This window comes from Burkholderia ubonensis (assembly GCF_902833085.1).
Taxonomy (GTDB): Bacteria; Pseudomonadota; Gammaproteobacteria; order Burkholderiales; family Burkholderiaceae; genus Burkholderia; species Burkholderia ubonensis.
The window spans coordinates 45571-62264 of the sequence record NZ_CADFEB010000015.1 but is presented as its reverse complement, the minus strand read 5'-3'; the positions used below and the strand labels follow the sequence as shown (position 1 = coordinate 62264).

General features: G+C 67.5%; 21 protein-coding genes. 10 read left to right on the top strand and 11 right to left on the bottom strand.

Translation table 11 applies throughout. From position 1 onward, the window contains the following. Positions 1–88: 88 nt before the first annotated feature. Complete coding sequence (locus HWX31_RS33770) at positions 89–1171, bottom strand: porin (RefSeq protein ID WP_174964343.1); 1083 nt, start codon at positions 1169–1171, stop codon at positions 89–91. Positions 1172–1457: 286 nt separating this feature from the next. Between HWX31_RS33770 and HWX31_RS33765 the strand changes: the two genes are divergently transcribed. Next, entirely contained in the window at positions 1458–2372 is a 915-nt protein-coding gene (locus HWX31_RS33765; RefSeq protein WP_059538197.1) for a helix-turn-helix domain-containing protein, read from the top strand. 100 nt (positions 2373–2472) lie between these two features. Next, a complete protein-coding gene (locus HWX31_RS33760; RefSeq protein ID WP_059613842.1) occupies positions 2473–3105 on the top strand; it encodes a LysE family translocator in 633 nt (210 codons plus the stop codon). A gap of 52 nt (positions 3106–3157) precedes the next feature. Here the strand turns inward: HWX31_RS33760 and HWX31_RS33755 are convergent, their stop codons facing one another. After that, positions 3158–3727, bottom strand: coding sequence for a hypothetical protein (locus HWX31_RS33755; RefSeq protein ID WP_174964342.1), 570 nt, complete (start codon positions 3725–3727; stop codon positions 3158–3160). A 104-nt stretch (positions 3728–3831) separates the two neighbouring features. Then, positions 3832–4290 carry an Lrp/AsnC family transcriptional regulator gene (locus HWX31_RS33750; protein WP_039322714.1) on the bottom strand — a complete coding sequence of 153 codons (459 nt, stop codon included), beginning with the start codon at positions 4288–4290 and terminating at the stop codon, positions 3832–3834. Positions 4291–4415: 125 nt separating this feature from the next. On the opposite strand from HWX31_RS33750, the gene HWX31_RS33745 reads away from it, so the two are divergent. Together HWX31_RS33745 and HWX31_RS33740 are read left to right on the top strand one after the other, a co-directional pair. Next, positions 4416–5153, top strand: coding sequence for an AzlC family ABC transporter permease (locus tag HWX31_RS33745; RefSeq protein ID WP_059612286.1), 738 nt, complete (start codon positions 4416–4418; stop codon positions 5151–5153). Next, the gene (locus HWX31_RS33740; protein WP_010097871.1) at positions 5146–5445 is read left to right on the top strand and encodes an AzlD family protein; all 300 of its coding nucleotides are present in this window, start codon (positions 5146–5148) and stop codon (positions 5443–5445) included. Before HWX31_RS33745 ends, HWX31_RS33740 begins: the two co-directional genes overlap by 8 nt. Before the next feature lie 50 nt (positions 5446–5495). Here the strand turns inward: HWX31_RS33740 and HWX31_RS33735 are convergent, their stop codons facing one another. Then, a complete protein-coding gene (locus HWX31_RS33735; RefSeq protein ID WP_244143922.1) occupies positions 5496–6239 on the bottom strand; it encodes an SDR family NAD(P)-dependent oxidoreductase in 744 nt (247 codons plus the stop codon). A 13-nt stretch (positions 6240–6252) separates the two neighbouring features. Beyond that, positions 6253–6726 (bottom strand): cupin domain-containing protein, encoded by a 474-nt coding sequence (locus HWX31_RS33730; protein ID WP_174964340.1) that lies wholly within the window; start codon positions 6724–6726, stop codon positions 6253–6255. A gap of 319 nt (positions 6727–7045) precedes the next feature. On the opposite strand from HWX31_RS33730, the gene HWX31_RS33725 reads away from it, so the two are divergent. Both HWX31_RS33725 and HWX31_RS33720 read left to right on the top strand, forming a co-directional pair. After that, positions 7046–7378, top strand: coding sequence for a type II toxin-antitoxin system RelE/ParE family toxin (locus HWX31_RS33725; protein WP_174964339.1), 333 nt, complete (start codon positions 7046–7048; stop codon positions 7376–7378). Then, a complete protein-coding gene (locus HWX31_RS33720; RefSeq protein WP_174964338.1) occupies positions 7371–7703 on the top strand; it encodes a helix-turn-helix domain-containing protein in 333 nt (110 codons plus the stop codon). The genes HWX31_RS33725 and HWX31_RS33720 overlap by 8 nt, the downstream gene beginning before the upstream one ends. Positions 7704–7811: 108 nt before the next feature. On the opposite strand, the gene HWX31_RS33715 is transcribed toward HWX31_RS33720, so the two are convergent. Together HWX31_RS33715 and HWX31_RS33710 are read right to left on the bottom strand one after the other, a co-directional pair. Beyond that, on the bottom strand, positions 7812–9164 hold the full coding sequence (locus tag HWX31_RS33715; protein WP_174964337.1) for a pyridoxal phosphate-dependent decarboxylase family protein: 1353 nt from the start codon (positions 9162–9164) through the stop codon (positions 7812–7814). Between the two features lie 10 nt (positions 9165–9174). Beyond that, positions 9175–9474 carry an ArsR/SmtB family transcription factor gene (locus tag HWX31_RS33710; protein WP_010100493.1) on the bottom strand — a complete coding sequence of 100 codons (300 nt, stop codon included), beginning with the start codon at positions 9472–9474 and terminating at the stop codon, positions 9175–9177. 294 nt (positions 9475–9768) lie between these two features. On the opposite strand from HWX31_RS33710, the gene HWX31_RS33705 reads away from it, so the two are divergent. Further along, complete coding sequence (locus HWX31_RS33705) at positions 9769–10191, top strand: NUDIX hydrolase (RefSeq protein WP_174964336.1); 423 nt, start codon at positions 9769–9771, stop codon at positions 10189–10191. Positions 10192–10261: 70 nt separating this feature from the next. Here HWX31_RS33705 and pdxR read toward each other — a convergent pair whose 3' ends face one another. Then, the gene (pdxR, locus tag HWX31_RS33700) at positions 10262–11737 is read right to left on the bottom strand and encodes a MocR-like pyridoxine biosynthesis transcription factor PdxR (protein ID WP_174964335.1); all 1476 of its coding nucleotides are present in this window, start codon (positions 11735–11737) and stop codon (positions 10262–10264) included. A 130-nt stretch (positions 11738–11867) separates the two neighbouring features. On the opposite strand from pdxR, the gene HWX31_RS33695 reads away from it, so the two are divergent. After that, positions 11868–12344 carry a GNAT family N-acetyltransferase gene (locus HWX31_RS33695; protein WP_174964376.1) on the top strand — a complete coding sequence of 159 codons (477 nt, stop codon included), beginning with the start codon at positions 11868–11870 and terminating at the stop codon, positions 12342–12344. 16 nt (positions 12345–12360) lie between these two features. On the opposite strand, the gene HWX31_RS33690 is transcribed toward HWX31_RS33695, so the two are convergent. The 3 genes from HWX31_RS33690 to HWX31_RS33680 form a co-directional block, all read right to left on the bottom strand. Next, on the bottom strand, positions 12361–13494 hold the full coding sequence (locus HWX31_RS33690; protein WP_174964334.1) for a branched-chain amino acid ABC transporter substrate-binding protein: 1134 nt from the start codon (positions 13492–13494) through the stop codon (positions 12361–12363). A gap of 42 nt (positions 13495–13536) precedes the next feature. Continuing rightward, positions 13537–14613 (bottom strand): ornithine cyclodeaminase, encoded by a 1077-nt coding sequence (locus HWX31_RS33685; protein WP_174964333.1) that lies wholly within the window; start codon positions 14611–14613, stop codon positions 13537–13539. Between the two features lie 64 nt (positions 14614–14677). Next, a complete protein-coding gene (locus HWX31_RS33680; protein ID WP_174964332.1) occupies positions 14678–15721 on the bottom strand; it encodes a histone deacetylase family protein in 1044 nt (347 codons plus the stop codon). A gap of 116 nt (positions 15722–15837) precedes the next feature. On the opposite strand from HWX31_RS33680, the gene HWX31_RS33675 reads away from it, so the two are divergent. Beyond that, complete coding sequence (locus HWX31_RS33675; protein ID WP_010089756.1) at positions 15838–16326, top strand: Lrp/AsnC family transcriptional regulator; 489 nt, start codon at positions 15838–15840, stop codon at positions 16324–16326. 46 nt (positions 16327–16372) lie between these two features. Next, positions 16373–16642 (top strand): hypothetical protein, encoded by a 270-nt coding sequence (locus HWX31_RS33670; protein ID WP_174964331.1) that lies wholly within the window; start codon positions 16373–16375, stop codon positions 16640–16642. Positions 16643–16694: the final 52 nt, after the last annotated feature.

Sequence of the window (16694 nt, the reverse complement as noted above, 5' to 3'; positions counted from 1 at the left end):
AAAATGGAATGCAAGCGTCCGATGTATCGGGGTAAACCGGGAAACTGCGCGGGAAACCGCGCGGGAAGCCTCGCATCGCGCGCCTCCGTCAGAAACGCGTGCGCAGGCCCGCGCCGTACGTGATGCCGGTCGACAGCCCGCCGACGTGATCGACCTTGATCGCCGAATAGACGTCGGTGCGCTTCGACAGCAGATAGTCGTAGCCGAGCGCGCCGGTGCTGCGATGCTGGCCGTCGGCACTCGATCCGCTCGCCCCGCTCGAATGCGTATACGCGTAGCTCGCCAGCAGCGAACCGGTGCCGATCGGCACGCTGACGCCCGCCTGCACCGTATCGCCGTGGAAGTTGCCGCGCGGCGCGCGGTTCGCGACGTTCATGTACTGCGCGAACAGCTTCACGACACGCCAGTCGTACGACGCGCCGATCTGCACCGTGCGCTGGCTCGACAGGCCGGGCGCCGCGGCGAGCGCGCCGCCGAGATCGCCGGGCGTCGCGCTGAAATTCACGTACTGGAACACCGCGGCGGCCGCGAACGCCCCGCGCGCGTAGTTCGCGTTGACGCTCCATTTCTTCGCGCCGTTGCGGCCGGCCGTATTGCCGAGGGCATACAGCAGCCCCGCATTGAATCCGCCGAACGTCGGGCTCGTATAGGCGAGCGCGTTGTTCCACGCCGAATCGCCGACCACGCCCTCGGCGCCCGCGCCTTTGAACGTATGGAAGATCATCGGCGAGAACGTGTACGAATTGAACAGCGGGTTGAACTGGATCGTCGCGAGATACAGCGGCGTCGTGATGCGGCCGACGCGAAGCTGGCCGAACCGCGTCTGCAGTCCTATGTATGCGTTGCGCGAAAACGCGCTGTCCCCGGCGTAGCGGCCGTACGCGCCGCTTTGCGGCTGAAAGTAGCTCTCGAGCACGAAGATGGCCTTGTTGCCGTTGCCGAGATCCTCGGTGCCGCCGATTCCCCAGAACGACGTCGTCATCCCGCCGCCCGACTGCACTATCGCCGTGCGGCCGCCGGGCGCCTTCACCGAGCCGACGAAGGCGTCGGCGACGCCGTACAGCGTCACGCTCGACTGCGCGTGCACGAGCGGCGCGGCGCAAAGGGCGCCTGTCGCGCCGGCCATCAGGAATCCTGCCCGAAAACGGGTCCGCGGGGCTTGCGATGTCATGCTTTCTCCTCCCGGCGCAACGGGCCGGCATGTGGGAATGGTTGGAATGCGCGATGTCTCCATCGCCGATCGTCCAAATATTTAGACGGCACGAGCGTGCGCGAACACGAGCCGATTGCCGGCCGCTCCCGCGCACAGGACGACCGCGAGCCGCGGGTGCGCGTGCATCCGCCGTCGTCTACGTTAAAATACCCGATACAAAAAAATAGACAAATACCGGTCTTCGCGGCGCCTTCGCGCAACAGGTGTTTGTCGGTTTTTTTCACCTGTCACCCAGAGGTACTTCATGCCCACAGCCGGGTCCCGAAAAACGCGCCTGCGCGGCGCGCGCTTCGATTTCAACAGCATCGGCGAGCGCTTGCGCGCGTACCGGATGGCCGCCGAGCTGCGCAGCGAGGATGTCGCCGAGCGGCTGAACATCTCGCGCGCGGCGGTCTACAAGCTCGAACGCGGCGAGATCGTGAAGATCGACACGCTCGAGCGGCTCGCCGCCCTGTTCGGCGTGTCGCTCGCAAACCTGATGGGTGTCGAGGTCGAGTATCACGATTCGGCGATCAGCTATTTCGAGCGCATGCGGCAGCTCGAGAGCCGCTCGCAGCGCATCGTCGCGCATTTCGATCCGTTCTCGTTCCTGCTGACGTCCGACGATTACGAAGGCTGGCTGCGCCAGATGCTCGAGGAAAGCATCCCGCCGTCGCTGACCGATGCCGCGTGGCGGCAGACGCTGTCGAAAGTGATGGCGATCCTCGCGGACCGCAAGGCCGCGTTCCGGCGCGCCCCGCTGAACGTGACGAGCCTGATCGGGCTGCGCCAGATCGAGCAGTTCCTGCACCACGGCCTGGTCGGCCGCCTCGGGCTGCCGCCCGGCGTGCAGCTCGAGCGCAAGCTCGCCGCGCGCCGCGAGGTGATGCGGATCGTCGGGATGCTCGAGGACGATGCCAAGGGCGTGCGGATCGGCATCGTCAGCGACAACCTGCCGAACGAGACCTTCCAGATCTTCGAGGACGACGACAGCGCGCATATCGCGGTGTCGCCGTTCCGGCTCGGCGAGCTGCCGAACATTCGCACCGGCATCGCGACGATCACCACGTCGGCCGATGCCGTCGCCATGTATCGGAAGATGATCGACCGGCTGTGGACCGATTCCACGAAAGGGGCCGACGGCGCGAAGCTGCTCGTCGACTTGCTCGACCGGGTGTAGCGCGGCGTCGCATCGCCCACGCGCCATCCCGGTTGACCGGCATCGCGCGCATTCCTACACTGTTCCTCCTTTTGCGCCGAACCGGCGCGGAGGAACGCCCATGATCGACTTCTCCACGCTCGCGCTGTTTTCCGGCGCGTGTCTCGCGCTGACCGCCACGCCCGGCCCCGACATGCTGCTGATCGCGTCGCGCAGCGTCAGCCAGGGCCGGCGCGCCGGGTTCGCCACGCTGGCGGGCATCCAGGCCGGCACCTACTGTCACGCGCTGGCCGCCGCGCTCGGCCTGTCGCAGCTGTTCCTGGCCGTGCCGATCGCGTACGACGCCGTGCGCTTCGCCGGCGCCGCTTACCTGCTCTATCTCGCGTGGAAAACGTTCCGCTCGGACGCGACGTCGCTCGCGCCGGACGCGTCGGCCCCGCGCCGCTCCACCGCGACGATCTTTCGCCAGGGCCTGACGACGAACCTCCTCAACCCGAAGATGGCGCTGTTCGTGCTGGCGCTGTTCCCGCAATTCATCCGGCCGGAGAACGGCTCGATCGCCGTGCAGATTCTCGTGCTCGCGACCGTGCTCAACCTGATCGGCCTCGTGGTCAACGGCGCGGTGATCGTGTCCGCGAGCCGGCTGAGCCGCCGGATCGGCGCGCGCCGGCGTCCGTCGAAACTGCCGCAGTACCTGCTCGGCACCGTGTTCGTCGGGCTCGCCGCGCGGCTCGCGGCCGCCGGCCGGAGCTGACGCGCGCGGCGCGTACACGTCGCGCCGGCCGCCGATTCATCGTTTCACCGGTTCACCGGTTCGCGCCCAGCGACATGCGCAGCACCTCCATCAGCCGGGTGTAGTGCGCGCGCACTTCGGCGCCGTCCACGACGTTCGCGGTCGCGAACCGCCCGTACCACGCCGGGTTCCATGCGTACGTGCCGTGCTTCGTGCGATCGCCGTTCGGCGCCTCGATGAGCGAGCGGATCCGCGCATCCTGGCCCGCGCCCGTGTGCGTCTCGAACAGCGCATGGATGTACGTGTGGTACGCGTCGTACACGTCGTCGCCGAACAGGTAGCGGTAGATGTGGAACGTGCGGTCCAGCTCGCGCTTGGCCCGGATCACGTCGTCCGGCGAAATGTCCTTCCAGTGGCCGATCCACGTGTAGAAGCACAGCAGCTGGTTGAGCAGCGGCGCGACCGCGTCGTAGAGCGCGAGCCGTTTCTCGATCAGCTTCTGGTTGGTCCACTGCACGAGCTCCAGCCGCTTCAGCCGGCGCGCGACGAGCCAGCCGAGGCAGGCCACCGACAACGGCGTCAGCACGCCGAGCACGAGCTTGACGATTTCCAGCGAATTCCACGGATTGTTGAGTGGCGGCATGAAGGGCTCGACAAGAAGTAGCGCATCTGTCCCGGCGCATGACCGGGCGCGCGGCGAAGCGGCCCGGCCCGCCAGTTTATCCGGCGATCGTGACCGGCGCGGCGCTACGTCGGCAGCGCCGACGTGAGCTTGACCTTCTGCATCGGAATGTCGGTCTTCACGCTCAGCACGCCCGGAATGCGCGTCAGGTATTCCATCTGGAAACGCCGGTAGTCGTCGATGTCGGCCGCGACGACGCGCAGCAGGAAATCGCAGTCGCCCGCCATCAGATGGCACTCGACGACTTCCGGCATCTGCTGGACGGCCTCGGCGAAGCGGTTCACGGATTCCGCGTCCTGCCCCTTCAGCCATACGCGCGTGAAGATCGTCAGCCCCTTGCCGACCTTCGCGGGGTTCAGCACGGCCACGTATTTCTCGATCACACCCGCTTCCTCGAGCAGCCGCACGCGCCGCAGGCACGGCGACGGCGACAGCCCGACTTCTTGCGCGAGCTCCACGTTCTGCATGCGGCCGTCGCGCTGGAGCGCGCTCAGGATCCGTCGGTCAATGGCATCAAGCTTCATTTGGCATCCGATTCCAAGAAATTCACGTATCGCGTATTCGATGCCAAATTCTCCGAAAGAACTGGCCACAACGCAACCCGATTCGAGTCAAAAAAGCAGACAATCCTCCTCCCGAAGGAGGTGTGATGAGCAGTAGTGTTTCAACGTCGACCGGGCTGCGCCAGCAGTCCGCGTTCTTGCTGGAGATGAGCCGCGGCCTGCGTGCGTCGCTGCCCATGATGCTGGGTTTCGTTCCGTTTGCGCTGGTGCTGGGCGCGCAGGCTGCGCAGAAGGGCTTGAGCCTGCTCGAAGTGCCGATGCTGACCGGCCTCAATTTCGGCGGCGGCTCCGAATTCGCGGCCATCCGGCTGTGGACCTCGCCGCCGCACATCGCGCTGATCGTCGCGATGTCGTTCCTGGTCAATTCGCGGCACATCCTGATGGGCGCCGCGTTCGCGCCGTATATCCGGCGCCTGCCGCGCAGGCGCGCGTTCGCGGCGCTGTTCTTCATGTGCGACGAGAGCTGGGCGATGTCGCTCGCCGACGCGCGGCAGCGCTCGGCCGACCACATTAGCGTCCCGTATTACGCGGGCGTGGCCGCCGGCCTCTACATGACGTGGCTGTCGATGACGACGCTCGGCGCCGCGCTCGGCCCGACGATCGGCGACGTCGAGCAGTACGGCTTCGACATGGCGTTCACGGCGGTTTTCCTGGTGCTGCTCCGAGGCATGTGGAAGGGCATGCGCGCGAGCCGGCCGTGGTTCGTCAGTCTCGTCGTCGCGGCCGCCACGCACCTGGCCGTTCCGGGCGCATGGTACGTCGCGGCCGGCGCGTGCGCGGGGCTGATCGCCGCCGTGCTGTGGGAGCCGCGCGATGATGCCTGATTTCCATACCGTCGCGACCATCGTGCTGATGGCGTCGACGACGTACCTGTCGCGCATCCTCGGCTACGTGATGCTGCGCAACCGCACGCTCAGCCCGCGCATGACGGCGGTGATGGAGAACGTGCCCGGCTGCGTGCTGATCTCGGTGATCGCGCCGGCCTTCGTGTCGAGCCGGCCCGCGGACCTGCTCGCGCTGGCCGTCACGCTGCTGGCCGCGACCCGCCTGTCGATCCTGCCGACCGTGGCGATCGGCATCGTGTCGGCGGGCGTGCTGCGGCATTTGCTGGGGTAGGCGGACGCGGCGCTTGGTGCCGCGCCCGCCTACCTTGCGGCATTCGATCCCTACGTCAGGTTCAGCCCGCCGTCGAGCAGCACGACTTCGCCGGTGACATAGTCCGATGCGGCCAGCATCGCGACCGTCTGCGCGACGTCGTCCGGCTGCGCCGCACGGCGCATCGGCGCGTGCTCGCGCCAGCGCTGCCGCGCATCCGTCCAGCCGGCGGTCAGCGGCGTGTCGACGAGGCCCGGCGCGACCGCATTGACGCGAATGTCCGGCGCGAGCGACAGCGCGAGCAGACGCGTCATGTGGTTGAGCGCCGCCTTCGTCGCCGCATACGGAATCGACGCGCCCTTCGGCCGCACGCCCGCATGCGAACTGACGTTCACGACGCAACCGGGCCGCCCCCGCGACGCGGCTTCGCGCAGCGCCGGCTCCGCTTCGGCGACCAGCCGGAACGGCGCGATCACGTTGACTTCATGCAGTTCCTGCCAGATCGCCGGTGTGGCCGCGGCAAGATCGTCGTGCGGAATCACGCGGCTGATCCCCGCGTTGTTGACCAGCAGGTCGAGCCTGCCCCACACGGCGAGCGCGTCGCGGACCAGCCGCACCCGCTCGGCGTCGTCGGCCAGATCGGCCTGCACGTAGGCCGCCGCGCCCAGCGCGCGTGCCATCGCCTGCCCCGTTTCGACGGAGCGTCTCGAATGCAGGATCACCGCGTAGCCGTCCGCCGACAGACGCCGCGCGATCGCGGCGCCGATGCCCGACGTGGAGCCGGTGACGAGTGCGACAGGCCGCGTGTCGTTCATGGTCATGACCCGATCATGCCTGTTCCTCGTCATCGGGCAGATCGATCATCGCCTCGCGCTTGCCGGCCACGTACAGGCGCTTGCCGCTTCTCGGGTAATCGCACACGTCGTGCTCGAGCCGCTGCCCGCCGACGAAAATCACCAGCGGCTCGTCGCCCGTGTTCACCAGCGTATGCGCGTCGCCGCCGCGCGCGAAGCCGAGGAAATCGCCCGGCCCGACTGCGTGGTCCTGCTCGCCGATCGTCGCCGTCCCGCTCCCGGACAGCACATAGACGAACTCCTCTTCGTACCAGTGCCGGTGATATTCGGCGGACGCGTGTCCGGGCATCAGCGTGATCAGGTGCACGCCGAGCTGCGTGAGCCCGGTCAGGTCGCCGATCGATTTCCGCAGGCGCACCGCGTTGCCGTTCAGCGCATGCACCGCGCGCTCCGGCTCCATGTTCGCGATATCGGCGGCCTTCAGCAGTTCATGGGGTTGTGTGGGCATGGTTGTTCTCGCAACGAGGCTTGCAACGTTTTGGGGGGCGCTGCGTGTACGGCAATGCGTCGAACAGCGGATCGTGACGGCTCAGCGTGAGCGCTATTTTGCGGTATTTCGGGATGGCCCGGCAAAGGGGTGTCGCGTGCTGGCCGAACGGAATCTTGACCCAGGCCGTCGAGGACGTCGAAATTGACGAACCGTGGTTGCGGCAATGGCATGTGAACGCCGAGGCGCAACGGATCTATCCACCGACGACTGCGATACAGGGGCCTCTGTCGCTTGAGCATGACAGGTCGGATTGCCGAAATATCGCAAATTTGCTAACATGAAACCTGATTGGACGATCGTCTACTACAACGAACGCGTGAAACGTGACGTTTTCGCGTTCCCCGCCGGGATTCTTGCGAACTACCTCCGGCTGCTGGACCTGATTCAGGAATTCGGCGCAGATCTACGAATGCCGCACTCACGCGCAATGGGTAACGGGTTGTTCGAGTTGCGTCCAAACGGTAGGGAAGGTATCGGGCGAGTGTTCTATTGCACACATGTCGGGCGGCAAGTCGTTGTGCTGCACTCCTTCGTCAAGAAGACTCAGGAGACGCCGCAGCAAGAATTGCGCATCGCCCATGCACGTTTGAGAGAGGTGCGTAATGGCTAAGGGAGCAACGAAGCGTAGTCGCGCTGACGGATTCAATCCGGTTTCGCATACGGCTAACGATACGGCCCGTCTGCTCGCAGATGGCAAGGTCAAGGCGGCCTATGATGCGCTGGAAGATGAATACACCGCGCTGCGCGCACTATTGGCTGCTCGGCAAGAGGCTGGGCTGACTCAAGCACAGGTCGCTGAGCGTATGGGTACGACGGCGTCGGCCGTGTCGCGCCTCGAAGCATCGCTCACTAGCGAAAAACATTCGCCCTCGTTTGCGACATTGCGAAAATATGCGGCCGCATGTGGCAAGAGGCTCGTGATTTCGTTTGCTTAGGCACGTGAATCCAGGATCTGCGGAACGGTCCATGCTCGTTAGGCAGGCATCGACTGCCCGCAGCGCAGCGGACGGACGTTCGGCCCGCCCGCCATGCACCCGCTCACCTTACCCCGCGTGCCGCTTGTACAACCCCGCCAGCAAATCAACAAGCCGATCCACGTGCGCTTCCTCCGTGCGCCACGACGACACGCTGATCCGGAACGCCGGCCGCCCCTGCCACACGGTCGGGCCGAACCACACGTCGCCCGACGCCTGCGCGGCCTCGCGGATCGCGACGGTCTGCGCGTCCGTAGCGGCGCGCACCAGCACCTGGTTGAGCACGACGCGGCTCAGCACGTCGTAGCCGGCCGCACGCAGGCCCGTCGCGACGCGCGACGCCAGCGCGCAATGCCGGTCGATCATCGCGGCAACGCCGTCGCGGCCGAGCGAGCGTAACGCGGCCCAGATCGGGATGCCGCGCGCCCGTCGCGAGAACTCGAGGTTGAGATTCATCTGCGCGTCCCGTTCGGCGCTCGAATACGCGGCGGCGGCGTTCATCGCAATGGCAAGCGCGTCGGCATCCCGGCAGATCACCATCGCGCCGTCGTACGGCGTGTTGAGCCACTTGTGGCCGTCGGTCGTCCAGCTGTCCGCGCCGTCGATGCCGTCGGTCAGCGCCGCCTTCGACGACGCGCGCGCCCACAGGCCGAACGCGCCGTCGACGTGCACCCACGCGCCCGCCGCCTTCGCGCGCGGAATCAGCGCGGCGAACGGATCGAATTCGCCGGTGTTCACTTCGCCGGCCTGCATGCAGAAGATCGTCATGTCGTCGAGCGTCGGCAGGCGATCGGGGTCGATGCGCCCGTGGGCATCCACCGGCGCGACGACGATGCGCTTCATCCCGAAGCCGAGCACCCGCAGCGCCTTCTTGACCGTGATGTGTGCAAGCTCCGAAATCACCACCTTGACCTCCGGCGCGCCGATCAGGCCGTCGCCTTCGAAGTCCCACCCCTTGCGCGCGAGCAGCGCGCGCCGTGCGGCGGCGATCGCGACGAGCGTGCACGCAGTCGCGCTGGTGCCGAAGCCGACCGCGCTGTCGCGCGGCAGATCGAGCGCGTCGACGACCCAGCGCGCCGCCTGCCGTTCGATCGTCGCGGCCACCGGCGAGTTGTCGAACGACGACGCGCACTGGTCCCACGCGAGCATCAGACGCTCGGCCGCCGCGGCGGCCGGCAACGCGGCGCCGATCACGAAGCCGAAGTAGTTCGGGCCGTTCGACGCGACGGTCGCGGGCGAACCGGCGCCGTCGAGCAGCCGGAGCACGTCGTCGGCCGGCTTCCCATGTGCGGGCAGCGGCTCGTCGAAGGCGGCCAGATTCGCCAGCGCGGCGGCATCCGGAAACACGCGGCGCGTGTCCACCGACGTCAGATAGGCGTGCGCGCGTCGGTCCGCGTCCGCCAGCAGGGCAAGTTCATCCATGTGGGTTCTCTCAGAGTTGCGACAGATCGCGGCTCAGCCGCTTCAGCTCGGCATCGATCCGCTTGTAATAGGTGAATTTCCCGAGCCGGGTCGCGCGCACCAGGCCGGCATCCGCAAGGATCTGCATGTGACGGGTGGTCGTCGCCGGCGCAATGCCGAGCTTCTCGGTGATGAACGTGCAGCACACGCCGACTTCGTCGATGTCGGCATGTACCTGCGGCGGGAAATGCTTGCTCGGGTTCTTGAGCCAGCGCATGACGGCAAGCCGGCTTTCGTTGGCAAGGGCGCTGATGCGGGTCACGTCGTCCATGGATGCTCGATCGGCTGCGTTGAACGTTTTGAATATTAGCTAAATGACAAAATGTTTGCAATCGACGACGGGCAGAGCGGCATGCGCATCCGGGAGTCGCATCAGTCCAGCGGCCGCGCCTTGATCCACAGGAACAGCGGCACGATCGCCAGCCCCGCCGGGCTTCACCACGCGGCGATTCTTTCTTTCCGGTAACGGATCCGGCACCGTCATTTCGTCACCACACGACGCCAAGGCGTGTCATGATTGCCGCTGTCGTCCATCGCAGTCCGCATCGATCGCCCCGCAGTCATCATGAGCTTCCGTCCCGACGCCGCCGCCATCATCCGGGAACGCGCGACCATCGTGTGCCGGCAAGGCTCGCGCATCCTGCTCGTCGCGCGCAGGCCGTCCCGCTGGTCGTTGCCGGGCGGCATGGTCAAGCGCCGCGAATCGCCGCTGGCCGCCGCGCATCGCGAATTGTGGGAGGAAACGGGACTGGTGAACCTGCCGGTCGCCTACGCGTTCCAGTTCGGCGGGCTGGCGAAGCTGCACCACGTGTTCGTCACCGACGTCGCGCCCGACGTCATGCCCCGTGCGCGCAACGAAATCGCGCATTGCAGCTGGTTCGAGCCGTCCGCCGTCGCGTCGCTGCCGACGAGCGTGTCGACGCAAACCATCGTCGAACTGATGAGCGGCCACACGTTCGCTCGCCCGGCGAACGTCGCGGCCTTCTGATCTCCCCGTCTGCACGTCGCGCGCGACGCCGGCCCGGAAAGGGCGCGGCATGCAAGCGCGACCGGTGTCGTCAGCCGGCCGCCGCGAGCGCGATCATGTCGCCGATCCGCCGCGCGAGCCGGTCCATCTGCGCGGCCGGCACGCCGCCGTACCCGAGCACGAGACCGTTGTAGCCCTGCTCCGTGCCCGGCATGCAGAACGTCGACAGCGGGCGCAGGACCAGCCCGTGCCGCTGCGCGACGCGGCTGAGCTCGATGTCCGCCACCGGCACGTCGAGCCGCGCGGACAGATGCATGCCGCCGGCCCCGCCCGACACCGTCAGCTGCGTGCCCAGATGCCGCTCGAGCGCATCCTGCAGCGCGGCGCGCCGCTCCTCATACAGCCTGCGCATGCGCCGCAGGTGGCGCGTGAAGTGCCCGGCCTCGATGAAGTCCGCCAGCGTCCGCTGCTCGACCGCGCGCCCGTGCAGCATCAGCGCGCCGGCCGTTTCGCGCAGCGCACGCGCGAGCGCCGGCGGCGCGACCAGGAAGCCGATCCGCAGCGCCGGAAACATCACCTTGCTGAAGGTGCCGAGATAGACCACCGGCGCGTCGTCGGCGAGGCCCTGCACCGCGGCGAGCGGCGCGCCGTGATGACGGAACTCGCTGTCGTAGTCGTCCTCGACGATCCATGCGCCGGCCGCGCGCGCCTGCGCGACCAGCGCGAGCCGCCGCTCGAGGCTCATCACCGCGCCGAGCGGATACTGATGCGACGGCGTGATGTAGATCAGCTTCGGCGGGCGATCGCGCCAGTCCGCCGCGCGCGGCGCCAGCCCTTCGCCATCGACGTCGATCGGCGCGACGCGCAGGTCGGCAGCCAGGAACGCATTGCGCGCGCCGTGATAGCCGGGGTTCTCGATCCACGCGGTGTCGCCGGCATCGGCCAGTGCGCGCGCGCACAGGTCCAGCCCGTTTTGCGTGCCGTCGGTGACGACGATCTGCTCCGCGTCGCAGCGCACGCCGCGCGACACGCGCAGGTAGCCGGCGATCGCCTCGCGCAGCGAGGCGTCGCCCGCCGGGGACTGGTAGCCGAGCTGCACGGGCCCGGCCTCGCGCCATGCACGCTCGACGCAGCGCCGCCATTGCGCGAGCGGGAATTCGTCGAGCGCGGGCGTGCCGGGCACGAACGGCAGCGATTCGTCGATGCCGTCGGCCGCGCGCACGACGTGCGCGACGCGCCGCGACAACCGCACGGCATCGCCGCCCGCGCCGGCCGTCTCGACCGGCGGACGACGCAGCCCCACGCGCGCGACCACCGTGCCCTGCCGCGTGCCGATCACGAAGCCTTCCGCAGCCAGCCGCTCATACGCGTACAGCACCGAATTGCGCGCGATGCCGAGTTCGTCCGCCAGCGTGCGCGACGGCGCGAGGCGCGCGCCTTCCGCGATCCTGCCGTCGAGAATCGCGGTGCGCAGGCATGCGTACAGCCGATGCTGCTGCGACATCCGCGCGGGGCCGTGCCGCCCGCCTTCGCGTTCGAACATCGACAGCAATACGCCGTAGTCCATCGTGGCTCCAGGATTCGTGTTAGACATGGGTCTACACATGGTGCCACGAATTTTCTATCGTAAACGCCTGCGCCGCTTCCCGTCACGCCGGAGGCGGCGACATTTCCACGCCAACGAGAGGTCGATGCAAATGAACGCTGCCGATGCGAGCCTGACTGTACGCCCTGTCCGCGAGGACGACTACGAGTGCTGGCTGCCCCTGTGGGACGGCTACAACCGCTTCTACGGCCGCTTCGGCGAGACGGCGCTGCCGATCGAAGTGACGAAGCTCACGTGGTCCCGCTTCTTCGACGGCTACGAGCCCGTGCATGCGCTGGTCGCGGAACGCGGCGGCGCACTCGTCGGGCTCGTGCACTTCCTGTATCACCGCAGCACGACGCTGATCGGCCCGACCTGCTACCTGCAGGACCTGTTCACGCTCGACCGCGAGCGCGGCAAGGGCGTGGGGCGCGCGCTGATCGAGGCCGTGTATGCGGCCGCGCGCAGCGCGCGGGCGGAACGCGTCTACTGGCAGACGCATGAGACGAACCACGCCGCGATGCGGCTCTACAACACCGTCGCGGAAAAATCCGGCTTCGTGATCTACCGGAAGGCGCTGGCCCGATAAGCGGCGGAAAGCCGCGTCACATCCGGACGATGTCGAGCAGCACCTTCTTGCCGGCCTGGTACGAATACACGGAAATCGCGCCGTGCTTCAGGTCGCCTTGCGGCGTGAAGCTGGTCTCGCCGATCACGCCGCGATAGTCGGTGGCCGGCATCGCGGCCAGCACCTTCGCGGCAGACGTCGAGTTCGCGCGCTTCATCGCATCGACGATGATGTACACGGCGTCATACGAGAACGGCGCGTAGACCTGCAGCGGCTGGTGATAGCGCGCCTCGTAGCGCTTCGCGAACGCCGCGCCGCCCGGCATCTTCTCGAGCGCGATGCCGGCTTCGGAGCACACGACGTTGTCGGACGCGGCGCCCGCGAGCTTCGGCAGGTCCGTCGAGCACACGCCGTCGCCGCCGAGGATCTTCGCGCGCAGCCCGAGCTGGCGCGCCTGCTTCGCGAGCGGGCCGCCCGTCGCGTCCATGCCGCCGTACATGACCGCGTCGGGATTCTCGCCCTTGATCTTCGTGAGGATCGCGCGGAAATCGATCGCCTTGTCGTTCGTCGCGTCGCGCGACACGACTTTCAGGCCGGCCGCCTTCGCCGCCTTCTCGAACTCGGTCGCGAGCCCCTGCCCGTATGCGGTCGCATCGTCGATCACCGCGACGGTGCGGATGCCCATGCGCTTCGCCGCATAGGCCGCGAGCGCCGGCCCCTGCTGCGCGTCGGTCGCGACGACCCGGTACGTGGTCTTGAAACCCTGCTGCGTGTACATCGGATTGGTCGCCGCCTGCGAGATCTGCACGATGCCGCCGTCGCGGTACACGCGCGACGCCGGGATCGACGTGCCGGAGTTGTGATGGCCGACGACGCCCGCCACCTTGTCGTCGACGAGCCGCTGCGCGACCTGCGTCGCGGTGCGCGGGTCGCCGGCATCGTCCTGCGGATCGAGCTGCAGCGTCACCTTCTTGCCGCCGATCACGAGCCCTTTCGCGTTGATCTCCTCGACGGCCAGCCGCGCGCCGTTCTCGCTGTCCTTGCCGAGGTGCGCGATCGCGCCGGTCAGCGGCGCCACGTGGCCGATGCGCACGATTTCGTCCGCGTGCGCGGACAGTGCGCAAGTCATGGCGACGGCCGCGGCCAGTGCATTCTTGTGATGTCGGGTCATCTTTGTCTCCTGTTGGGTAAGTTGTTCGTGTGGTGCGCGCCGTCAATGCCGGAGGGCCGCGAGCATCACGCGCCCCGCTGCGTCCGGCACCATGCGCTCCTCGCTGCCGAGCGCGACGCCGAACAGGTTCTTCGGATCGCGCGGCGTCGGAATGAGGTCGAGCTCGACGCCGATGTCGCGCTCGCGCGCCGCCGCGTTCAGATAGCGCAGCGCCGAGAAATCCTCGAGCGCGAAGCCGACCGAGTCGAACACCGTCACCTGCGCGTCCGACTCGCGGCCGCGCTCTACGCCGGACACGATCCGCGCGAACTCGACCACCGGAGAATCCGCCGGCAACTGCTGGATGTCGCCTTCGATGCGCGTCTGCGGCTCGTACTCGACGACGACGCGCGCGCGCCGCAGGATGTCCGCATGCAGTTCGGTCTTGCCGGGGCAGTCGCCGCCGACGGCATTCACATGCATGCCGGCATCGATCATGTCCGGCGTCAGGATCGTCGCATTGGTCTTGTCGGCGGTGACCGTCGTCACGATGTCCGCGCCGCGCACCGCGTCGGCCGCCGACGCGCAGCGGATCACGCGCAGGCCCGCGAACGGCGCGAGGTTGCGCGCCAGCTTGTCGGTCGCCGCGGGATCGATGTCGAACACGCGCAGCTCGTCGATGCCGAGCATCTCGTGAAACGCGATCGCCTGGAACTCGCTCTGCGCGCCGTTGCCGATCAGCGCCATCGAACGCGCGTCGCTGCGCGCGAGGAAGCGCGCGACCAGCGCGGAGGTCGCGGCGGTGCGGATCGCCGTCGTCAGCGTCATTTCGCTGAGCAGCAGCGGATAGCCGGTATCGACGTCGGCCAGCACGCCGAACGCCATCACCGTCAGCAGGTCGGCCTTCGTGTTCTTCGGGTGTCCGTTCACGTATTTGAACGCATACAGCCGCGCGTCGGTGGTCGGCATCAGCTCGATCACGCCGTCGGGCGAATGACTGGCGACGCGCGCCGTCTTCTCGAACGTCTCCCAGCGGCGGTAGTCCTGCTCGATGTAGGAAGCCATCGTCGTCAGGACCTGCGGAATCCCCACTTCCGTCACGAGCTTCGACACGCTCGTCACATCCAGATATCGCGTCATGCTTGTTGCTCCATCGATTTGCGGCGGCCGGCGGGCCGCCATTGAAACGGGCCACGCGGCGCGCTCATGCTCGGCCTTCGAATCCCAGCAGCACGTTGACCGCGTTGATGCCGATCTCGTCGACCATATAGCCGCCTTCCATCACGAACAGCGTCGGCAGGTTCAGGCGCGCAAGCGCCTCGCCGATCCGCAGGTAGTCCTGCGAGCGCAGGCGGAAATGGCTGATCGGATCGTGCTCGAACGTGTCGACGCCGAGCGATACGACGAGCATGTCGGGCGCATGTGCCGCGATCGCCGTCGCGGCGCGGCCGAGCGCTTCGCCATACGTGCTCCAGAGCGTGCCCTTCGGCAGCGGCAGGTTCAGGTTGAAACCGACGCCGGCGCCCGTGCCGCGCTCGTCCGCGTAGCCGGAGAAGTACGGGTACGACACCGACGGCTCGCCGTGAATCGACACGAACAGCACGTCCGACCGGTCGTAGAAGATGTCCTGCGTGCCGTTGCCGTGGTGGAAATCGACGTCGAGCACGGCGACGCGCGCCGCGCCGCGCGCGATCGCGTGCTGGGCCGCGATCGCCGCGTTGTTCAGGTAGCAGTAGCCGCCCATGTATTCGCGGCCCGCATGGTGGCCGGGCGGACGGCACAGCGCGAACGCCGCGCGTGCGCCGCGCGCACCATTGGACAGCAGGTCGGCGCCCGTCAGCGCGCAGTTCGCGCTTGCGCTCACCGCGCTCCACGTGCCGGCGTTGATCGGCGCGCCCGCGTCCATCGCGTAGAAGCCGAGCTTGCCGTCGATGAACGCGGGCGGCGTCGCGGCGGCCGGCATCGCACGCACCGGCCACACGAGCGGCAGCGCCTGGCAGGTGCGGCCGGTCGCGCGCCATTCGTCCCACGCACCCGCGAGGAAATCGACGTAGCGCCGGCTGTGCGCGCCCGCATAGCTCGCGCGGTCGAACGGCTTCGGCGCGATCACGTCGCCGAGGCCGGCGGCCCTGACTTGCGCGAGCACCGTTTCGGCGCGTTGCGGGTTTTCGAACGAATCGGTGATCGCGCCGTCCTTCAGTTCGACGCCGCGATGCAGTTGATGATCGCTGCTGTAGATCGTGAGCATGGTTGACCGTTGCGATGAGGGTGAGCAACAGTTTATTGACGGCGCACGGCAATAGCTTTGCTTTTCGCTTGCGCCTTTCGTACACTTTTGAGAAAACCGCCTACGGAATCTCGAAAATGAGCAAAAATCGCGCTTCGGCTGAACTGGACGGCGTCGACCGCGCGATGCTGCGCCTGCTGCAGGAAGACGGCGCGCTGTCGAACGCGACGCTCGGCGAGAAGCTGTCGTTGAGCGTCACGCCCTGCTGGCGGCGGCGCAAGCGGCTCGAGGACGAAGGCGTGATCACCGGCTACCAGGCGAACCTCGACCGACGCGCGCTCGGCATGAACGTGTTCGCGTTCGTGCTCGTCACGTTCAACATGCACTCGGACAAGGATTCCGATCACTTCGAGAACGTGATGCGGCGTCACGACGAAGTGCTGTCGTGCCACAAGATCACGGGCGCGGCCGACTACATCCTGCAGGTCGTCGCGACGGATCTCGACGCGTACGCGGAATTCGTCGAACACGTGCTCAGGAAGCAGGCCGGCGTCTCGTCGATCCAGTCGAGCCTCGCGTTGCGCGAGGTGAAGTTCTCGTCGCGCGTGCCGGTGCCGGAGGAATGAGCGGCGGCGTCACGACACCTATCCTCATTTCACGGAGCACAACCCTATGAAGCGTTTCATCCCGTCAGTCTCGCTGGCCGCAGCAATCGCGTTCGCATTGAGCGCGTGTGCTGCACAACCGACTCCGCCTGCGCAGGCGTCCGCACCGATCGTCGGCGGCGACCGCGACGCGCACGGCTGCATCGGCTCGGCCGGCTATGCATGGTGCGAACAGACCACGCAGTGCGAGCGGCCGTGGGAGCTCGCGAAGCAGAAGGGCTTCGCGAATTCGGCGGAGGCGTTCGCGCAATACTGCCGCAACGGCTCCGCCAACTGAGCCTGACGCGAGTCGCCGCGATCGTTTCGCGGCACTCGTGCAAGAACCGCGC